This is a genomic window from Mycobacterium kiyosense (assembly GCA_021654635.1).
Classification (GTDB): Bacteria; Actinomycetota; Actinomycetes; order Mycobacteriales; family Mycobacteriaceae; genus Mycobacterium; species Mycobacterium kiyosense.
Map to the genome: position 1 here is coordinate 354,350 of AP025179.1, position 16,232 is coordinate 370,581.

17 protein-coding genes and 2 pseudogenes are annotated in these 16,232 nt (G+C 66.4%); 10 read left to right on the plus strand and 9 right to left on the minus strand.

Annotated features, from left to right (window positions below):
* Window positions 1-52: 52 nt before the first annotated feature.
* Window positions 53-1,723 (plus strand): CocE/NonD family hydrolase, encoded by a 1,671-nt coding sequence (locus L6444_RS01710; protein WP_236979961.1) that lies wholly within the window; start codon window positions 53-55, stop codon window positions 1,721-1,723.
* Here L6444_RS01710 and L6444_RS01715 read toward each other — a convergent pair.
* Together L6444_RS01715 and L6444_RS01720 are read right to left on the minus strand one after the other, a co-directional pair.
* Window positions 1,720-2,832: a DUF1214 domain-containing protein gene (locus L6444_RS01715; protein WP_236979963.1), complete on the minus strand. Its 1,113-nt coding sequence runs from the start codon at window positions 2,830-2,832 to the stop codon at window positions 1,720-1,722. The two genes, L6444_RS01710 and L6444_RS01715, sit on opposite strands and share 4 nt — an antisense overlap.
* Entirely contained in the window at window positions 2,829-3,404 is a 576-nt protein-coding gene (locus L6444_RS01720; RefSeq protein ID WP_236979965.1) for a TetR/AcrR family transcriptional regulator, read from the minus strand. The genes L6444_RS01715 and L6444_RS01720 overlap by 4 nt, the downstream gene beginning before the upstream one ends.
* A gap of 91 nt (window positions 3,405-3,495) precedes the next feature.
* Here L6444_RS01720 and L6444_RS01725 point away from each other — a divergent pair, with 91 nt between their 5' ends.
* Both L6444_RS01725 and L6444_RS01730 read left to right on the plus strand, forming a co-directional pair.
* Window positions 3,496-4,659, plus strand: coding sequence for a sulfotransferase family protein (locus L6444_RS01725; RefSeq protein ID WP_236984576.1), 1,164 nt, complete (start codon window positions 3,496-3,498; stop codon window positions 4,657-4,659).
* Window positions 4,660-4,677: 18 nt separating this feature from the next.
* Complete coding sequence (locus L6444_RS01730; protein ID WP_236984578.1) at window positions 4,678-5,562, plus strand: alpha/beta fold hydrolase; 885 nt, start codon at window positions 4,678-4,680, stop codon at window positions 5,560-5,562.
* Here L6444_RS01730 and L6444_RS01735 read toward each other — a convergent pair.
* The 3 genes from L6444_RS01735 to L6444_RS01745 are packed head-to-tail and all read right to left on the minus strand — an operon-like array spanning window position 5,559 to window position 7,463.
* Window positions 5,559-6,602, minus strand: a complete 1,044-nt coding sequence (locus L6444_RS01735) for a zinc-binding dehydrogenase (protein ID WP_236979967.1) — start codon at window positions 6,600-6,602, stop codon at window positions 5,559-5,561. The two genes, L6444_RS01730 and L6444_RS01735, sit on opposite strands and share 4 nt — an antisense overlap.
* 2 nt (window positions 6,603-6,604) lie before the next feature.
* Entirely contained in the window at window positions 6,605-6,817 is a 213-nt protein-coding gene (locus tag L6444_RS01740) for a TOBE domain-containing protein (protein ID WP_236979969.1), read from the minus strand.
* A 58-nt stretch (window positions 6,818-6,875) separates the two neighbouring features.
* On the minus strand, window positions 6,876-7,463 hold the full coding sequence (locus L6444_RS01745) for a TetR/AcrR family transcriptional regulator (protein WP_236984579.1): 588 nt from the start codon (window positions 7,461-7,463) through the stop codon (window positions 6,876-6,878).
* Window positions 7,464-7,643: 180 nt separating this feature from the next.
* Here L6444_RS01745 and L6444_RS01750 point away from each other — a divergent pair.
* Window positions 7,644-8,943 (plus strand): annotated as a pseudogene (locus tag L6444_RS01750) (cytochrome P450).
* A gap of 180 nt (window positions 8,944-9,123) precedes the next feature.
* On the opposite strand, the gene msrA reads toward L6444_RS01750, so the two are convergent.
* Both msrA and L6444_RS01760 read right to left on the minus strand, forming a co-directional pair.
* Entirely contained in the window at window positions 9,124-9,639 is a 516-nt protein-coding gene (gene msrA / locus L6444_RS01755) for a peptide-methionine (S)-S-oxide reductase MsrA (RefSeq protein WP_236979971.1), read from the minus strand.
* 87 nt (window positions 9,640-9,726) lie between these two features.
* Window positions 9,727-10,761 (minus strand): LLM class flavin-dependent oxidoreductase, encoded by a 1,035-nt coding sequence (locus tag L6444_RS01760; RefSeq protein ID WP_236979973.1) that lies wholly within the window; start codon window positions 10,759-10,761, stop codon window positions 9,727-9,729.
* Window positions 10,762-10,981: 220 nt separating this feature from the next.
* Here L6444_RS01760 and L6444_RS01765 point away from each other — a divergent pair, with 220 nt between their 5' ends.
* From L6444_RS01765 to L6444_RS01780, 4 genes are read left to right on the plus strand one after another with little or no spacing between them, the layout of a single operon-like run.
* Entirely contained in the window at window positions 10,982-11,488 is a 507-nt protein-coding gene (locus L6444_RS01765) for a nuclear transport factor 2 family protein (RefSeq protein WP_236979975.1), read from the plus strand.
* Window positions 11,485-12,522, plus strand: a complete 1,038-nt coding sequence (locus tag L6444_RS01770) for an NAD-dependent epimerase/dehydratase family protein (protein ID WP_236979977.1) — start codon at window positions 11,485-11,487, stop codon at window positions 12,520-12,522. The genes L6444_RS01765 and L6444_RS01770 overlap by 4 nt, the downstream gene beginning before the upstream one ends.
* A 10-nt stretch (window positions 12,523-12,532) precedes the next feature.
* Complete coding sequence (locus tag L6444_RS01775; protein WP_236979979.1) at window positions 12,533-13,348, plus strand: class I SAM-dependent methyltransferase; 816 nt, start codon at window positions 12,533-12,535, stop codon at window positions 13,346-13,348.
* Window positions 13,349-13,363: 15 nt separating this feature from the next.
* Window positions 13,364-13,738, plus strand: coding sequence for a DUF427 domain-containing protein (locus tag L6444_RS01780; RefSeq protein ID WP_236979981.1), 375 nt, complete (start codon window positions 13,364-13,366; stop codon window positions 13,736-13,738).
* Here L6444_RS01780 and L6444_RS01785 read toward each other — a convergent pair.
* Window positions 13,735-14,118, minus strand: coding sequence for a nuclear transport factor 2 family protein (locus tag L6444_RS01785; protein WP_236984581.1), 384 nt, complete (start codon window positions 14,116-14,118; stop codon window positions 13,735-13,737). The two genes, L6444_RS01780 and L6444_RS01785, sit on opposite strands and share 4 nt — an antisense overlap.
* A 73-nt stretch (window positions 14,119-14,191) precedes the next feature.
* Between L6444_RS01785 and L6444_RS01790 the strand changes: the two genes are divergently transcribed.
* Together L6444_RS01790 and dps are read left to right on the plus strand one after the other, a co-directional pair.
* Window positions 14,192-15,100, plus strand: a complete 909-nt coding sequence (locus L6444_RS01790; protein WP_370653065.1) for a DNA-3-methyladenine glycosylase family protein — start codon at window positions 14,192-14,194, stop codon at window positions 15,098-15,100.
* A gap of 67 nt (window positions 15,101-15,167) precedes the next feature.
* Window positions 15,168-15,718: pseudogene (dps, locus tag L6444_RS01795) on the plus strand (DNA starvation/stationary phase protection protein Dps).
* 12 nt (window positions 15,719-15,730) lie between these two features.
* Here the strand turns inward: dps and L6444_RS01800 are convergent.
* Window positions 15,731-16,162 (minus strand): PE family protein, encoded by a 432-nt coding sequence (locus L6444_RS01800; RefSeq protein ID WP_236979985.1) that lies wholly within the window; start codon window positions 16,160-16,162, stop codon window positions 15,731-15,733.
* Between the last annotated feature and the right edge of the window lie 70 nt (window positions 16,163-16,232).

Below are 16,232 nucleotides of genomic sequence, written 5' to 3' on the forward strand. Positions count from 1 at the left end.
GACCATCAAATGCATTAGAGTGGCACTTAAAAGCATGAAAGCAGAGGCAGAAATGGCAGTCAAAGATCGACCCTGGCGGCGGCCCGGCGAATTCGCCTACGCTCGCGGCAGGATCAAGGCCGCTCTCCGGCCCCCAGTGACCGTGACACCGGCGCCCGCGGACCTGGTCAAGGATCACGACGTCGCGGTTCCGATGGCCGACGGTGTTCGCCTTCGGGTCAACGTCTACCGTCCGGCCGGTGACGGGCCGTTCCCGGTCATCCTGTCCGCGCACCCCTACAACAAGGACGCGCTGCCCAAGAAGACCCGCAACGGCTGGTCGGTCAACGTGCAGTACCGGGTGATGAATCAGCCCGAGCCGCTGAGCTTGTCCAGCGAAACCAATTGGGAGGCGCCCGATCCGGTCTGGTGGACGCAGCACGGATACGCCGTGATCAATGCGGACACCCGGGGCGCGGGCAGCTCCGAGGGCGTGGGGTCGCTGTTCTCCGACCAGGAGGCCGACGACAACTACCAGCTGATCGAGTGGGCCGCATGTCAACCCTGGTGCACCGGCAGCGTGGGCATGCTGGGGGTGTCCTACCTTGCCATGTCGCAATACAAGGTGGCGGCGCTGAATCCGCCGAGCCTGAAGGCGATCTGCCCGTGGGAGGGGTTCGCCGACGCCTACCGGGACTTGATGACGCCCGGGGGTATCCCGGAGAATGGCTTCTCGCGAATCTGGCAGACCGTCACCAAGCGTCGGGCTCGGTTGAGCACCGATTTCGGTAAGCAGCGCCCACAGCACCCCCTGCGCGACGAGTGGTGGTCGTCCATCACACCCGACCTCCCGAAGATCACCGTCCCGATGCTGGTGTGCACCAGCTTTTCCGATAGCAACCTGCACAGCCGCGGATCGATGCGCGCCTTCCAAGAGGCTGGGTCCGCTGATCGCTTTGCCTACACGCACCGCGGGGCGAAATGGGCCGTCTTCTATGGCGAGGACGCGAAGCGAACCCAGCTCGCGTTCTTCGACCGCTACCTGCGCGGACTCGACGTGCCCGAGCCGCCGCGCGTGCGGCTGGAAGTACGCGAGAACCGGACGGACGTGGTCGCGGTGCGCAGCGAAAGCGAGTGGCCGCTCGCCCGCACGCAGTGGCAAGACTTGCACCTCGGCGACGGAGGTGCGCTATCCGAAATCGTTGCCCCCAAGGGCAATGCGACCTTCAGGGCTCGTCGCGGCGCAGTGGCCTTTACCCATGTGTTCTCCGAGGACACCGAGATAACCGGGCCGATGAGCCTGCAGCTGTGGGTATCGGCGCACGGCGCACCCGAGGCCGATGTCTTTGTCGGAGTGGAGAAATGGATCGGTTCGCGCTACGTTCCCTTCGAGGGCTCCTACGGCTATGGCCGCGACCGTGTCGCGTCGGGCCAGCTGCGGCTCTCGCTGCGCGAACCCGACGCGGCGGCGAGCCACCCGTATGAACCCGAGCACACGTTCCGCACCCGCATGCCGCTACAAGCCGACGACGTTGTGGCGGTGCAGATTCCGTTGTCAGCGTCGGCGACATTGTTCCGTGCCGGAGAGTCGCTGCGGTTGGTCATCGCCGGTCGCTACCCCCAACCGCGGAATCCATGGTTCGGGCACTTCCCGGCGCACTACCGGTCGAACCACCGTGGCAGGATCAGCATCCACTGGGGCGGCGAGCGTCAGTCGCTGCTCCGAATTCCGGTTGTCCGCTAAGACACGTCGGTCGGCGCGTCGATCGCCTTCACGAATTGCACCGCCGGCCGCTCCGGCACGCCATCGGCGAGGAACCATCGGAAGGCCAGGTTGCCCTGCGGGTAGCCCAGGGTCGTCAGCGAATTCGGGTGTGCAGTGCGCTCTTTGGCCAACACGACGGTCACCGAGCCGTCGGCGTTGGGTATCGCACTGTGGCAGTTGATCGAACAGCGAATGTCGGGTCCCTCCGACGCGCCGTAGGTGGCCATGAACTGGTTCCACACCACCAGATTCCAGAACCGGCACGCCGGCGGCCGGTGCGTGATCACCAGGGCCTCGTCGTCCTGGAGCACGAAACTGCCGTAGGCATAACACGCGTCGCGCGCCGACCAGCCGAAGTTGGCGTCGGGAACCTGGTAGGGATCGGCGAATTCATTTGCCGTGTAAGCCACTTCGTGCCCCAGCGCATGCTGGTCCTCAGCGCGGGTTCCCACCGCCAGCGGCACGATCGCGAACATGGTGCGCAGCCACGTGGTCACCGCCCGCAGCCGTTGCGCCGTCTCGGCGTCACCGTGCCGGATCGGGTCGGGATCGTCGAGCGCCGCGATGTTCCAGGTGACGGGGCGGCCGGTCGACGGGTCGGCCTGGTAGTCCCGCGTCATCAGTACCGCCGCGTCGGGTGTCGGCGGGAACTCGAAGCTGAAGTTGCCGTCGGCGTCGACGTCGAGGTCGGTGTCGCGGACGATCGAGACGACCCGGTCCGACCAGGCGCCGGGCGAGGGTTCGTTGTAGGCGGTCAGCGAGAAATACACGCTGTCACCCTTGTTGCCGCTGACCCGGTAGCGCCGTTGCGGATCGACCGGGCAGCAGTAGTAGTAGGCGTCGGTGTTGTCACCGCCCCAGCGGCGGTCGCGGCGGAACGGCGTGTTGACGGCGAAGAACTGCGGGCGGCCGGGTTCGGTGAACAAGTAGGTGTCCAGCGCGACGCCCAGCGTGGTGGCCAGCATGCGGTAGCCGTCGGCGATATGGCGGTCGTCGGTGACCGCCTTGTCGCCCTCGAGGAATCCGCGGTCCAGATCGCCGAGGGTGGCCAGCAGCTCTTTCCACGCCGTGGTGGATTCGTGTGTCATGTGCCGATTCCTTTCAGGAGCAATGTGGTGGTGCGATCGACCCAGGCGTCGTCGAGTTCGCTGATGCGGGTGAGTAGGGCGATCAACGTCAGACCGGCGATCGCCTCGGCCAGGTCGGTAGCCGACACGTCGGGGCGCACCTCGCCACGGGCGGCGGCGCTGTGCAGCCGCTCGGCCAGCCCGCCGGCGAAGAGGCCGGCGAATCGTTCCAGCAGCGCCGCATGCAATGTCGGGTCGGCGGCCATCTCGGCGATCAGGCCGGGCAGCGCCGCCGTGGCCGCCGGGGTGGTCAGTACGGCCGTGGTACGCCGCACCATCTCGCGCAGATCATCGGAAAGCGTTCCGGTGTGCGGGATTTCGGTGGCAACGCCGATCGGGAACACCGCCTCGTGCACCAGGTGCGCCTTACTGGGCCAGCGACGGTAAATCGCGGGCTTGCTGGTGCCGGCACGCTCGGCGATCGCCGAGACCAGCAGGCCGGGGTAACCGGTCTCGGCGAGCAGTTCGACCGTGGCGTTGAGCACCGCCGCGTCGATGCGCGGATCGCGGGGCCGACCCAGATCTAGAACCATTACGAAACCCACGGTAACATAAGTCGCCGTGACCCGCCTCGACGATCTGGAGCAGCCCCGGTTCAGCGCCGAGGCACAGCCGATCCTGGACATGATGGCCGGCATGGCCGCGAACTGTCCGCTGGATTCCGCCGCCCTGCACGCCCAAGCCAGCGCCGACACCGGCCTGTCCGACTTCGGCGCCGACGACTACCGCGAACGACTGGACGTCTACCTCGCCGCCCTGCGGGAGATCGACGGCCTGCACGACGCCGGGGTGGTCAACTTCTACGGCCAGCTGCTGCAGCTGCTCAAGAACCGGTTGCTGCTGACCGACCTGATGCGCCGGCACCCCGAGATCGACGACATCGAGCTGCACTCCCCGGTGGTCATCGCCGGCCTGCCGCGCACCGGCACCACCCACCTGCACAACCTGCTGGCGGCGGCGCCCACCTTTCGCACCATGCCGTACTGGGAGAGCAACGAGCCGTTTCCGTTGCCGTCCGAGGCCGGGGTCGAGCCCGATCCGCGGCGGGCCCGCATGGATGTCGCGGTCAGCGTGATCAACCTGGTGATGCCGCATTTCGCGCTGATGCACGAGATGACCACCGACCACGTGCACGAAGAGATCCAGCTGCTGGCCAACGACTTCTCCACCATGCTGTTCGAGACGCTGGGCCACGTGCCGCGCTGGCGGGACTACTACCAGAGCCACGACCAGACCCCGCATTACGAGTACCTGGCGCGCCAACTCAAGGCAATGCAGTTCCTGCGCGGCGGCCGGCGCTGGCTGCTCAAGTCTCCCCAACATCTCGAGCAGGTGCCGGTGCTCGATCGCGTATTCCCGGACAGCATCGTCGTTTTCACCCACCGCGACCCGGTGCCGGTGGCGCTGTCGATGATCGCCATGATCACCTACTCGGCGCGCATGCACCGCTCGCCGGTGCCGGTGCGGCAGATCGCGGACTACTGGATCGACCGCCTCGAGGCGATGCTGGGCGCGCTGGTCCGCGACCGCGACACGATCGGTCACGACCGGTCCATCGACATCCGGTTCGACACCTTCATGGCCGACGAACTCGGTGTCGCCAAACGGGTATACGCGCTGGCCGACGAGCCGTTCGACGACGACGTGCGCAGCGCCGTCGGTGCCTACCTGGCCGGCCACGAGCGGGGCCGGCTGGGCAGCGTCGAGACCTCCTGCGAGATGTTCGGGCTGGACGAAGAAGAACTGCGGGAGCGCTTTGCTCCCTACGTTGAGCGATTCCTGACCTGAGGACTAGGTTTGTCCAGCATGGTCACCATGCCCGAACTCGACGGCGTCGAACACCGCTACGTGGATCTCGGTGGCGGGGTCACCATCCATGTTGCCGACGCCGGTCCCGCCGACGGCCCGGCAGTGATGCTGGTGCACGGCTTTCCGCAGAACTGGTGGGAGTGGCACGCGCTGATCGGACCCCTGGCCGCCGACGGCTACCGTGTGCTCTGCCCCGACCTGCGCGGTGCCGGCTGGAGTTCGGCGCCGAACTCGCAGTACCTCAAGAGCGAGATGGCCGACGACCTGGCCGGCGTGCTGGACGCGTTGGGCATCGACAAGGTCAAGCTCGTCGCGCACGACTGGGGCGGACCTGTCGCGTTCATCATGATGCTGCGCCACCCGGAGAAGGTGACCGGGTTTTTCGGCTGCAACACGGCGGCGCCCTTCGTCAAACGCGATCTCGCGGCGCTGGGCAAGATCTGGCGGTTCTGGTATCAAATTCCAATGTCGTTGCCGCGGATTGGCCCGCGGCTGGTCAGCAGGCCCGGCTCGCTGTTTCTGCGCATCCTCGGGTCGTGGGTGGGCGGCGGCTATACGTTGCCCGACGACGAGGTGCAGATGTACAGCGAGTGCATGAACCAGCCCGGCCACGCCGAGGCCGGATCCCGTTGGTACCGCTCGTTTCAGACCAAGGAGTTGCTGCGCTGGTTGCGCGGCGAATACAGCGACGCCCGCGTCGACGTCCCGGTTCGCTGGCTGACCGGCACCGAGGATCCGGTGATGACCCCAGACGGCACCGACGGATATGAGGATCACATCAGCGATTTCGAGGTCGAGCTGGTTCCCGGTGTCGGTCATTGGATCGTCGATCAGCGGCCGGATCTGGTGCTGGACCGGGTCCGCGCGTTCCTGCTGCTCTAAGGGCGGACCAGGATCCGGATCGGGTTGCCGTCCTGACGCTCCAGCTTCTCGATGCCCTCATGAATGTCTTCGAGGGCTACCACTTCGCTGATGGAACGCGAAAGGTCAAGCCGCCCAAACGAAACCAGCTTGGCCAGGGTCTCGATGTCGACGTTCTGGTAGCCGAGGTGGCCCAGCACCTGTTTGCGGGTCAACCCGAACATGGCGGTCGGGCCGACGGTCGGTGACTCCGCACTCATGCCCACCCCGACCAGCCTGCCGCCGGCCGTCAGTGCGGCCAGCGCCTGCTCGAACGTGGCCTTGAGTCCGACGGCGTCGAACGCGACATCGAGCAACCGGCCGCCGGTGACCTCGGCGAGCTTGTCGGGCAGCGCGTCATCGCGGGTGTCGAACGCATAGTCCGCACCGATCTGCAGCGCCCGCTCCAATACCGCCGGGTTGATGTCCAGCGCGATCACCGGAACGGCCCCAACGAGTTTGGCGAGCTGGACGATATGCGTGCCCACACCGCCGACACCCCACACCCCGACCGATTCCCCGACGGCGACCTTGCCGGTGCGCACCACGGCACCGAACGGGGTGGAGACCGCGTCGGCCAGGATCGCGGCCTGTTCCAACGGAACGTTGTCCGGGACGCGGGTCAGACCCGCCGCCTGGGCCAGCGTGTATTCGGCCCACGCGCCGTCATAAGCGAAGGCCATCAACTGAATTCGCAAACAGTTCACCACGTCGCCGCGACGGCAGTTGGGGCAGCGCTGGCAGGGGCGGCCGGCGGCCACCACCACCCGGTCGCCCTCGGCCCAGCCCGTCACCCCGGGGCCGAGCTCGGCGATGGTGCCGGACGCTTCGTGCCCCTGGGTGACCACCGGCGCCTGGGCGGGAAAGGTTCCGTTGATCAGACTTAAATCCGAGTGGCAGATGCCGCAGAACGCAACCTTGACCAGGACTTCGCCGGGGCCGGGCCGTGGGATCGGAACATCTTCGAGCGCAACGGTTTTGGTGCCAGCATAGAACCGCTCGGCGCGCATGGTGGGCGCCATGGCTATTCGACGCCGATCGTCACTTCGGTGGACTTGACGAACACCGTCGCGGGCTGCCCGACCCGCAGGCCGAGTTCGACCGCGGCATCCTTGGTGATCGAAGAGGTGACGACCTGTTCGCCGCCGTCGAGGCGGACCTTGACGATCGCCATCACGGTGCCCAGGTCGACTTCGGTGATGGTTCCCTTGAGCTGGTTGCGGGTGGATAGGCGCATAGTCGGGCTCCTCCGATGATCGATGATCGGGACCGGTCGAGCCTAACTCCCGGCCTGCTCAGTGCCGGGGGCCCAATAGGGCTATCGAGGCGTCCACAGCCGGCTCGACGATTTCCCTGGGTGGCCTGCCGTCCTCGACGGCGAGGGCGACGAGTTCGCGCAGGCCGCCGACCAGGATTACCGCCAGCGGTTCGGTGAGCGGCGGCAAACCCGCGCGCTGGAAACCCGGGCTGCCGCTGAGACCGACGAGCAGATTGGTCAGCAATTCCAGGCTCTGGCGCTGCACCGGCCGGGCGACCTCGCCCAGGTAGGTGAACTCGCGGATCCAGCTCAACGTGATGGCGGGTCGGGACTCGATGTGACCGACGTAGCCTTCCACCGCCTGACGAATCTGGTGGTGCCAGTCGGCTTCGGGGTCGACTGCGGCCCGGATGTCTTGCGCCATCACCTGGATCTCGACTTGCAGCAGTTCCAGGAAGCACTGCTCCTTGCTCGGGAACTGGTCGTAGAAGGTGCGCTTGGAGGTGCGCGCGTGGCGCACGATGTCGGCCACGGTGGTGGCGCGATATCCGCGCTCCCCGATCGATGCCGCCAGGCCGTCGAGCAGTCGGAGCCTAAATGGGTCGGCGACGGTGCCGTCGGCCAGATCGGCACTGCCAGCCGCGACGGTCACCGGCGCCCCTTCTTGTCAGGTTTGGTACCACAGAGTACCGTACCTGCAATGCCCCGTGGTACGCCGTGGTACCACCGATGGATTCGGGCGGATTGGGAGCGCAGACACTAATGAGCACCGAAGCTGTGAGCGGCGTGGCAACCGCCCCCCGCCGTGGCGGACCTCCGGCTGCCCCCGGCGGTCCGGGGGCCAAAGCTGTTGCAGGGCATCGGTTTCACCTTTCCGCGCCGTTGGTTCATGGAGCGCATGACACAGCGGCACGGCCCGGTCTTCATGGTGCGGATTCCGGTCTTCGGGAACGTGGTGGTGGTCGCCGACCCGCAGCTGGCCAAGCAGCTGTTCACCACCAGCCCCGAGGAGCTGGGCAACATCCAGCCCAACTTTGAGCCGACTGTTCGGGTCGGGCTCGGTCTTCGCCCTCGACCGCGACGACCACCGTCGCCGCCGCCGCCTGCTGGCACCGCCCTTCCACGGCAAGGCGATGAAGAACTACGAGGCCGTCATCGAAGAGGAGACGTTGCGCGAGACGGCCAACTGGCCCGAAGGCCGGCCGTTCGAGACGCTGCCCTCGATGAACCGCATCACGCTCAACGCGATCCTGCGCGCGATTTTCGGCGCCGACGGAGCCGAACTCGACGAGCTGCGCCGCATCATCCCGCCCTGGGTCACCCTCGGTTCGAAGATGGCGCTGATGCCCCAGACCAAACGTAGCTACGGCCGTTTCAGCCCGTGGGGCCGGATGGCACGGTGGCGGCGACTGTACGACGATGTCATCGACAAGCTGATCGCTGACGAGCGCGCCGATCCGAACTTCGCCGACCGCACCGATGTGCTGGCATTGCTGCTGCGCAGCACGTACGACGACGGTACGGTCATGTCCCGCAAGGACATCGGGGACGAGCTGCTCACCCTGCTGGCCGCCGGTCACGAAACCACGGCGTCGACGTTGGCGTGGGCGTTCGAGCGGCTGACCCGGCACCCCGAGGTGTTGGCGGCGCTGGTCGCGGAGGCCGACGAGGGCGGCAGCGAGCTACGCCAGGCGACCATCTGGGAAGTCCAGCGGGTCGGCAACGTCATCGACTTCGCCGCCCGCAACGTCAACGTCCCGGTGTATCGGCTCGGCGAATGGACCATCCCGCAGGGGTATTCGGTTATGACGTGCATATCGCAGATCCACAAGAACCCGGCAGCGTTTCCCGACCCGGAGCGCTTCGACCCGCGCCGATTCATCGAGTCCAAGCCGTCGTCGTTCGCGTGGATACCGTTCGGCGGCGGCACCCGTCGCTGCGTGGGGGCTGCGTTCGCCAATATGGAGATGGACGTGGTGCTGCGAACCGTGCTGCGCGACTTCACCTTTGAAATCACAGACGCACCGGGTGAACGACCGTACAACCGTGGCGTCGCGTTCGTGCCGAAGAAGGGCGGCCGCGTCGTCGTGCACCGCCGCCGCTGAGTCCTTCGCGTGTGCGGCTACGGCATCGAGCGTGTATTCAGGGCTTTGCGCGTGAAGCTATGGCGTCGAAAGTGTATGTGGGGCGGGAAAATCGCTGAATTCTCGCCGCAGCTTCACTCGTAACGCCACAGCTGCACACCCAAGTCCGTCAGTTCACGCTGGATCTCGGGAAGACAGCGCCTACCGGCTGGCGTCGGCCCGTCGCGGCAGCTTCCACCCTGGCCGCACGAAGTGGCAGGTGTAGCCGTGCGGATAGCGCAGCAGGTAGTCCTGGTGCTCGGGCTCGGCCTCCCAGAAATCCCCGACCGGGCTGACCTCGGTCACCACCTTGCCCGGCCACAGCCCGGAGGCATCGACATCGGCGATGGTGTCCAGCGCGATCCGCTTCTGCTCCTCGTCGGTGTAGAAGATCGCTGATCGGTAGCTGGGGCCGCGGTCGTTGCCCTGCCGGTCCTTGGTGGTCGGGTCGTGGATCTGAAAGAAGAACTCCAGCAGTGTGCGGAAGTCGGTGACGCTCGGGTCGAAGATGATCTCGACGGCCTCGGCGTGCGTCCCGTGGTTGCGATACGTCGCGTTGGGAACGTCGCCACCGCTGTAGCCGACCCGCGTGGACACCACGCCGGGTTGCCTACGGATTAGATCTTGCATGCCCCAGAAGCAGCCGCCGGCGAGAACTGCTCGTTGTGTGCTAGTCATCTGTGGTCCTCTTCGCGCTCGGGAATCGTGGTCCACCTCATCGGCACAGCCAAGCCTAGCCGCGTTTGCGGTCTCGGGTTCGAGAGCTCACGCCCCCGCAGTCGCGGGAGCCAGAGCTGCCACCGTGTTGCGAAACGCGTCTTCGCTCGCGGCCGCCTCCAGCGGAGGTACGTAGGGCGTGTGCAGCACGATGTGGTCGAGCGCTCCTTCGAATTGCGCGATCTGCTCGCGACCTTCCTCGGGGGTTCCGCAGATCGCGAAGGTTTTGACCACGTTTTCTGGAATGTCGTCGAAAGCCGTTACTCCCTCGGTGAGCAGCTTGGTCAGTATCGCGTCGCGTTCCTCGGTGAGCCCCTCGAACTGAACCATCGGATCGGCGCCGGGAAAGCAGATGTAGTTCCCCACCTGAATGCGTGCTCGACGCATTGCCTCCGCACGATCCTCGGACACGCTGCAGATGACGAGCGCGGCGATCTCGACATCGCTGGGCGCGCGTCCGGCCGCCTCGGCGCCGGCCGCCACCTGCGGGCGATAGATCTCGTTGAAGTAGCGCGGAGTAGCCATGTAACCCAGTGCGCCGTCAGCGATCTCACCGGCCAGCCGCAGCATCCGGGGCCGCACGACCGACAGGAAGATCGGGATCTGCGGTCGAACCAGCTGCCGTACGCCCCAGGGGTTGAACGCCGGGCTGGCGGCTTTGTAGAACTTGCCTTCGTAGCTGAACGGCTCGCCGTCGCCGAGGTGCTTCCAGTGCGCCCGCATCACCTCGATGTACTCCCGGATGCGCGGCAGTGGGTGGGTGATGTCGGCGCCGTTGAACACATCGGTCCACATCGCGCCGCCGTTGGCCAGGCCGATGAGTGCGCGACCGTTGGTCAGTTCGTCGAGGTCGGCTGCGGCGTTGGCCATCGCGAACGGGCTGCGACTACAGGCGGTGGCGATGCCGGTCGCATGCCTGATCTGCGTCGTCGATCCCGCGCAGGTGGCGTGAATCATGAAGGGATTGCGGAAGAATTCGTAATCCCACAGCGAATCGAAGCCGGCGGCGTCGGCTATGGCAGCCAATTCGGTGAACTTGCCGTACGGCTGGTTCAGGATCGGCATCGAGATACCAACCTTCATGCTGCGCCTCCATTTCTCGTCATTGAGACGGTGCGTATCTAAAACCGAGCTGGCTCGAACATATCGCAAAGAATGCGACCGAACACGGGGGGCTGGGCTGGGCGCCGGGAGCCGGGGCCGCAGGCTGAGGACGCCGTGCCGGGGGAGGGCGACGCAGCAGCCCGCACCGGGTGCAGCGACGCCCTCGACAAACCTCAGTAGAACATGTTCTAGTTTTGGCGTGAGTAGTCCGGAATTCACCAAAGACGAACTGGCATCGGCCTTCGAGAAGTTCGAACACACCGTCGCCCGCGCGGCCGCGACACACGACTGGGACGCCTGGGTGCAGCACTACACCCCGGACGTCGAATACATCGAGCACGCGATGGGCACCATGCACGGGCGCGACGAGGTCCGCGCCTGGATCGAGCGCACGATGTCGACCTTCCCGGGCAGCTACATGGTGGAATTCCCGTCGCTGTGGTCGGTGATCGACGAGCCCACCGGCCGGGTGATCATGGAACTGGACAACCCGATGCGAGACCCCGGCGACGGCAGCGTGATCACCGCGACCAACATCTCGATCATCACCTATGCCGGTGACGGTCTGTGGCGCCGGCAGGAAGACATCTACAACCCGCTGCGCTTCCTACAGGCCGGGCTGAAATGGTGCAAAAAGGCCCAGGAGTGCGGCAACCTCGACGCCGAGGCCGCGGCCTGGATGAAGCGCAACGGCGGTGGCCGGTGAGCGGCAAGCCCAAGCTGGTCATCGGCGCCAACGGATTCCTGGGCTCCCACGTCACCCGCCTGCTGGTGCGAGACGGCCACCAGGTACGGGTGATGGTGCGCTCAGGCGCCAACACCCGATCCATCGACGACCTGGACGTGACCCGCTTTCACGGTGACGTCTTCGACACCGCGACCGTGCGCGCAGCCATGGACGGCGTTGACGACGTCTACTACTGCGTCGTTGACACCCGGGCGTGGCTGCAGGACCCGGCTCCGCTGTTCCGCACCAACGTCGAAGGGCTGCGCAACGTCCTGGATGTCGCCAAAGACGTCGCGAAAGACGGTGGGCTGCATCGATTTGTCTTCACCAGCACCTACGCGACGGTGGACCGCCGGCGCGGACACGTGGCCACCGAGGAAGACCGGATCCCGCCGCAGCGCCGGGTGAGTCCGTACGTGCGGTCCCGGGTGCAGGCCGAGGATCTGGTGCTGCGCTACGTCGCCGAACACGGCTTGCCCGCGGTGGCGATGTGCGTGTCGACGACCTACGGCGCCGGCGACTGGGGCCGCACCCCGCACGGCGCCTTCATCGCCGGCGCGGTCTTCGGCAAGCTGCCGTTCCTGATGCAGGGCATCCAGCTGGAGGTGGTGGGAGTCGACGACGCGGCGCGGGCAATGATCCTGGCTGCCGAGCGCGGTCGTAACGGTGAGAAGTACCTGATCTCCGAACGCATGATCCCGTTGACCGAGGTGGTCCGTATCGCGGCCGACGAGGCCGGGATGCCGCCGCCGAAATGGGCCATCCCGGTACCGGCGCTCTACGCCCTGGGCGGGCTGGGCAGCCTGCGCGCCAAGCTCACCGGCAAGGATGCCGAGCTCAGCCTGGAGTCGGTGCGGATGATGCGCGCCGAAGCTCCCGTCGACCACGGCAGGGCGGTACGGGAGCTGGGTTGGCAGCCCCGACCAGTGGAGGAGTCGATACGTGAGGCGGCCCGCTTCTGGGCGGCCATGCGCAAGACCAGCAAGGGTAGCCAGACCGCTCAAACGGAATAGGCTCGCGGCAATGGAACGTGTTCATGTCGACCTGGCCGGACCACCGCAGACCATGCTCGCGACGCTGTACGCCAAAGCTCTCGACGCCGACGCGCCGAAATCGATCCTGCACGACGACTTCGCGAAAGCCGCCGTCGCGCAAATCGATTACGACTGGCGGGCGACCACCATCACTCCACGGCGAGCCCCTTCGGTGGCCGTTCGCACCGCCCACTTCGACACCTGGACGCGCCAGTTTCTGGCCGCACACGAACACGCCACGGTGCTGCACGTCGGCTGCGGCCTGGACGCCCGGGTCTACCGGCTGGACCCCGGACCCGGCGTGCGGTGGTACGACGTGGACTACCCCGACGTCGTCGAACTTCGCAAACGCGTCTACCCCGCTCGCGACGGATACCGGATGCTGGCCGCGTCGGTGACCGAGCCGAGCTGGCTGGCCGAGGTGCCGGCCGACCGCCCCACTCTGTTCCTCGGTGAGGGCCTGACGATGTACCTGACCCAGGACGACGGGCTGGCGCTGCTGCGTCGTGTCGTGGACCGTTTTCCCTCCGGCGAACTGCAGTTCGACTCGTTCAACACGCTCGGGATCCGCACGCAGGTGACCAACGCCGTGGTCCGCCGCTCTGGGTCGACGCTGTACTGGGCGATCGACCGACCGTCGGACATATTGGACGCGGTTGCGGGAACTCGCCTGCTTGCGTGGGAATCAGTTTTCGACAGCGATACGTTCCACCAAGTGGCGCCGGTGGTTCGCTGGTTGGGCCGGGTGATGTCGTTGGTCCCGGCGATGCGGTACATGGCGCAGTATCACCGCTACGCATTCTGAGGAAGAAGGTCGACCATGAGCCACCCGGAAATCAAGGAGCCCAGTGCAGGACACCCGATCACCATCGAACCGACCGCGGCCCGGGTACAGGTCCGCGTCAACGGTGAACTGATCGCCGACACCACCGCGGCGCTGGGTCTGCAGGAGGCCACTTTGCCTCTGGTGCAATACATTCCGCTTGCCGACGTCGCGCAGGACCGGCTCCGCCGCTCCGACACCACCAGTTACTGCCCGTTCAAGGGTGAGGCCAGCTACTACAGCGTCACCACCGCCGCCGGCGACACCGTGCCGGATGCGATCTGGACCTACGAGCAGCCCTACCCGCGGGTCGCCGCGATCGCCGGGCACGTCGCCTTCTATCCGAACAAGGCCGACATCACGGTCGGCTAGGGAAACATCCGCGCGAACGACTGGGTGTCGCTGTATTCGCGCATCGAGGTGATCATGCCGTCCTGGGTGTCGAAAATGCAGACGAACGGGCTTTCGTATTTGTCCCCGGTGGGTCCGACGCCCTCGACCTGACCCTCGATCACCACCGTCTCGCCCTCGTTGACGCACCGCAGCAGGTCGATGTTGACCTCGAACACCTGCTTGCGCCGGTCGTTGGCGCGCCGCATGGCATCCTTGTCCAGCGTCGTGCGGCCGACGATGCTCCAGTAAGTGAAGTCGTCGCGCAGCAGCGCGAACCCCTCGTCGAGGTCTCCGCCCTCGCACAAGCTCTGCAGGAACATCCATGCCAGCTCGGCCTGCGGGTCGTCGAAAGGCGTCATCACCAGGCCATCCTGTAACGGGGCACAGTTGGCGGTCAATCGACGTGCCGTCGAACAAAGGAGACTCGAACCGGTGATCACACGCACCGTCACGTTTCCCGGCGCCGGGGGGTTCGGGCACACGTTGGCTCCGCTGCGCCGCGGCCGCGGCGACCCCTGCTTCCGGGTGCCCGGTGACGGCACGATCTGGCGCACCAGCCTGTTGCCGTCCGGGCCGGTCTCGGCGTGCATCGCCACGGTGTCCCGCGACACGGCACGATGTGCAGCGTGGGGCGACGGTGCGGCGGAATTCGTGGACGCGCTGCCCGCACTGCTGGGCGCTGACGACGACGCGTCCGGTTTCCGGCCGTACCACCCGACGATTGCCGCCGCCCACCGCAAGGTGCCCAACCTGCGGTTGGGTCGCACCGGCCAGGTGCTTGAAGCGCTCATCCCGGCCGTCATCGAGCAGCGGGTGCCGGGTGCCGATGCCTTCCGCTCCTGGCGGGTGTTGGTCACCAAATACGGCACACCGGCGCCCGGCCCGGCTCCGGACGGGATGCGGGTGCCGCCTTCGGCAGACGCGTGGCGGCACATCCCGTCCTGGGAGTTCCATCTCGCCAACGTCGACCCGGGCCGGGCGCAGACGGTGGTCGGCTGTGCGCGGCGGGCGTCGTCGCTGGAACGACTGGCCGCCATGCCGCCCGCCCAGGCTCGTGCGGCGCTGACGTCACTGCCGGGCATCGGGGCGTGGACGGCGGCCGAGACGGCGCAACGGGCTTTCGGGGATGCCGACGCCCTGTCCATCGGCGACTACCACATATGCAAGATGATCGGCTGGACATTGCTGGGTCACCCGGTTGACGACGCGAGAATGGTCGAGTTGCTCGAACCCATGCGTCCGCACCGGCACCGGGTGGTGCGGGTGCTCGAAGCCAGTGGCCTGGCCTACGAACCGCGCCGCGGTCCGCGGCTGCCGGTGCAGCACATTCACCGGCTGTGAGTGGTTAGCGCTCGGGTCATCGGGTACACGCGTCTGAGGACAGTAAGCGACTCTTTAGGGGAAACCGATGACGCAGTTCACCATTCCGGGGGCTCACCGACAAGCAGGGCGCACGCCTCGCCGAACTACTGCAGCGCCAGCTGAGCACCTATAACGACCTACACCTGACGCTCAAGCACATTCACTGGAATGTGGTGGGCCCCAACTTCATCGGCGTGCACGAGATGATCGACCCGCAGGTGGAGGCGGTGCGCACGTTCGCCGACGATGTGGCCGAACGCATCGCCGCGTTGGGCGCCTCCCCCCAAGGGCACGCCGAACGCCATCATCGAGGACCGGGACTGGGACGACTACTCGGTGGGCCGTGACACCGTCCAGGCCCACCTGGCCGCGCTGGACCTGGTCTACAACGGGGTGATCGAAGATGTTCGCAAGGCCATCGACGAGACCGACGAACTCGACCCGGTGACCCAGGACCTGTTGATCGGCCAGGCGGGTCAGCTGGAGAAGTTCCAGTGGTTCGTCCGGGCGCACTTGGAGAGTTCGGGCGGAAAACTCGACCACGAGGGCTCGACTACGGAAAAGGGTGCCGCGAAGTCGGCGCGCGGAAAAGGCTGATCCGGCGCGGGCCTATCCGGGGTGCCGCTGGTGCGGGAACCCGATCCGGAAAAGCACCGATTCGAACTGGTCTTCGACGTCTTCGACGACTTTTTCGATATACCCGACCGGTGACTTGACGAACTCTGCCGCGCTGGCTTGCACGGCGGCTATCGCCGCCTTCCCGCCGTTGTCGGCGCCTTTATAGGCCCATTCCGCGGCGGTGAGCGCGGCCGCGAATTGTTGCTGCAGCGCGGCCTGGAAGGAACTCAGGGCACCCTGCAACTGCTGGTTGTATTTTCCGAATACCGCCGCGACGGCCGTTGACACCTCGTCCGCGGCGGCCGCAGGGAGGGCGTTGAGATGGGAAGTGGCCTGATTGGCCGCAGTGATGCCGTTGCCGACTTGTTGGACCTGCCCGGCCGCGTCGAGCAGGGCCTGAGGTTCCACGGTGACGTGCGACATGAATATGCCTTCCGCACTTGGTGATTGGTGGAGGGGGATTGGTCGAAGGGTAATTGGTCGAAGTGAGGGG

What these genes read in the sequence shown, in the direction of transcription:
- L6444_RS01710 (WP_236979961.1), top strand. Translation starts at nt 53, where the DNA reads ATGGCAGTCAAAGATCGACCCTGGCGGCGGCCCGGCGAATTCGCCTAC.
- L6444_RS01715 (WP_236979963.1), bottom strand. Translation starts at nt 2,832, where the DNA reads ATGACACACGAATCCACCACGGCGTGGAAAGAGCTGCTGGCCACCCTC.
- L6444_RS01720 (WP_236979965.1), bottom strand. Translation starts at nt 3,404, where the DNA reads ATGGTTCTAGATCTGGGTCGGCCCCGCGATCCGCGCATCGACGCGGCG.
- L6444_RS01725 (WP_236984576.1), top strand. Translation starts at nt 3,496, where the DNA reads ATGATGGCCGGCATGGCCGCGAACTGTCCGCTGGATTCCGCCGCCCTG.
- L6444_RS01730 (WP_236984578.1), top strand. Translation starts at nt 4,678, where the DNA reads ATGGTCACCATGCCCGAACTCGACGGCGTCGAACACCGCTACGTGGAT.
- L6444_RS01735 (WP_236979967.1), bottom strand. Translation starts at nt 6,602, where the DNA reads ATGGCGCCCACCATGCGCGCCGAGCGGTTCTATGCTGGCACCAAAACC.
- L6444_RS01740 (WP_236979969.1), bottom strand. Translation starts at nt 6,817, where the DNA reads ATGCGCCTATCCACCCGCAACCAGCTCAAGGGAACCATCACCGAAGTC.
- msrA (WP_236979971.1), bottom strand. Translation starts at nt 9,639, where the DNA reads ATGACTAGCACACAACGAGCAGTTCTCGCCGGCGGCTGCTTCTGGGGC.
- L6444_RS01760 (WP_236979973.1), bottom strand. Translation starts at nt 10,761, where the DNA reads ATGAAGGTTGGTATCTCGATGCCGATCCTGAACCAGCCGTACGGCAAG.
- L6444_RS01775 (WP_236979979.1), top strand. Translation starts at nt 12,533, where the DNA reads ATGGAACGTGTTCATGTCGACCTGGCCGGACCACCGCAGACCATGCTC.
- L6444_RS01780 (WP_236979981.1), top strand. Translation starts at nt 13,364, where the DNA reads ATGAGCCACCCGGAAATCAAGGAGCCCAGTGCAGGACACCCGATCACC.
- L6444_RS01785 (WP_236984581.1), bottom strand. Translation starts at nt 14,118, where the DNA reads ATGACGCCTTTCGACGACCCGCAGGCCGAGCTGGCATGGATGTTCCTG.
- L6444_RS01800 (WP_236979985.1), bottom strand. Translation starts at nt 16,162, where the DNA reads ATGTCGCACGTCACCGTGGAACCTCAGGCCCTGCTCGACGCGGCCGGG.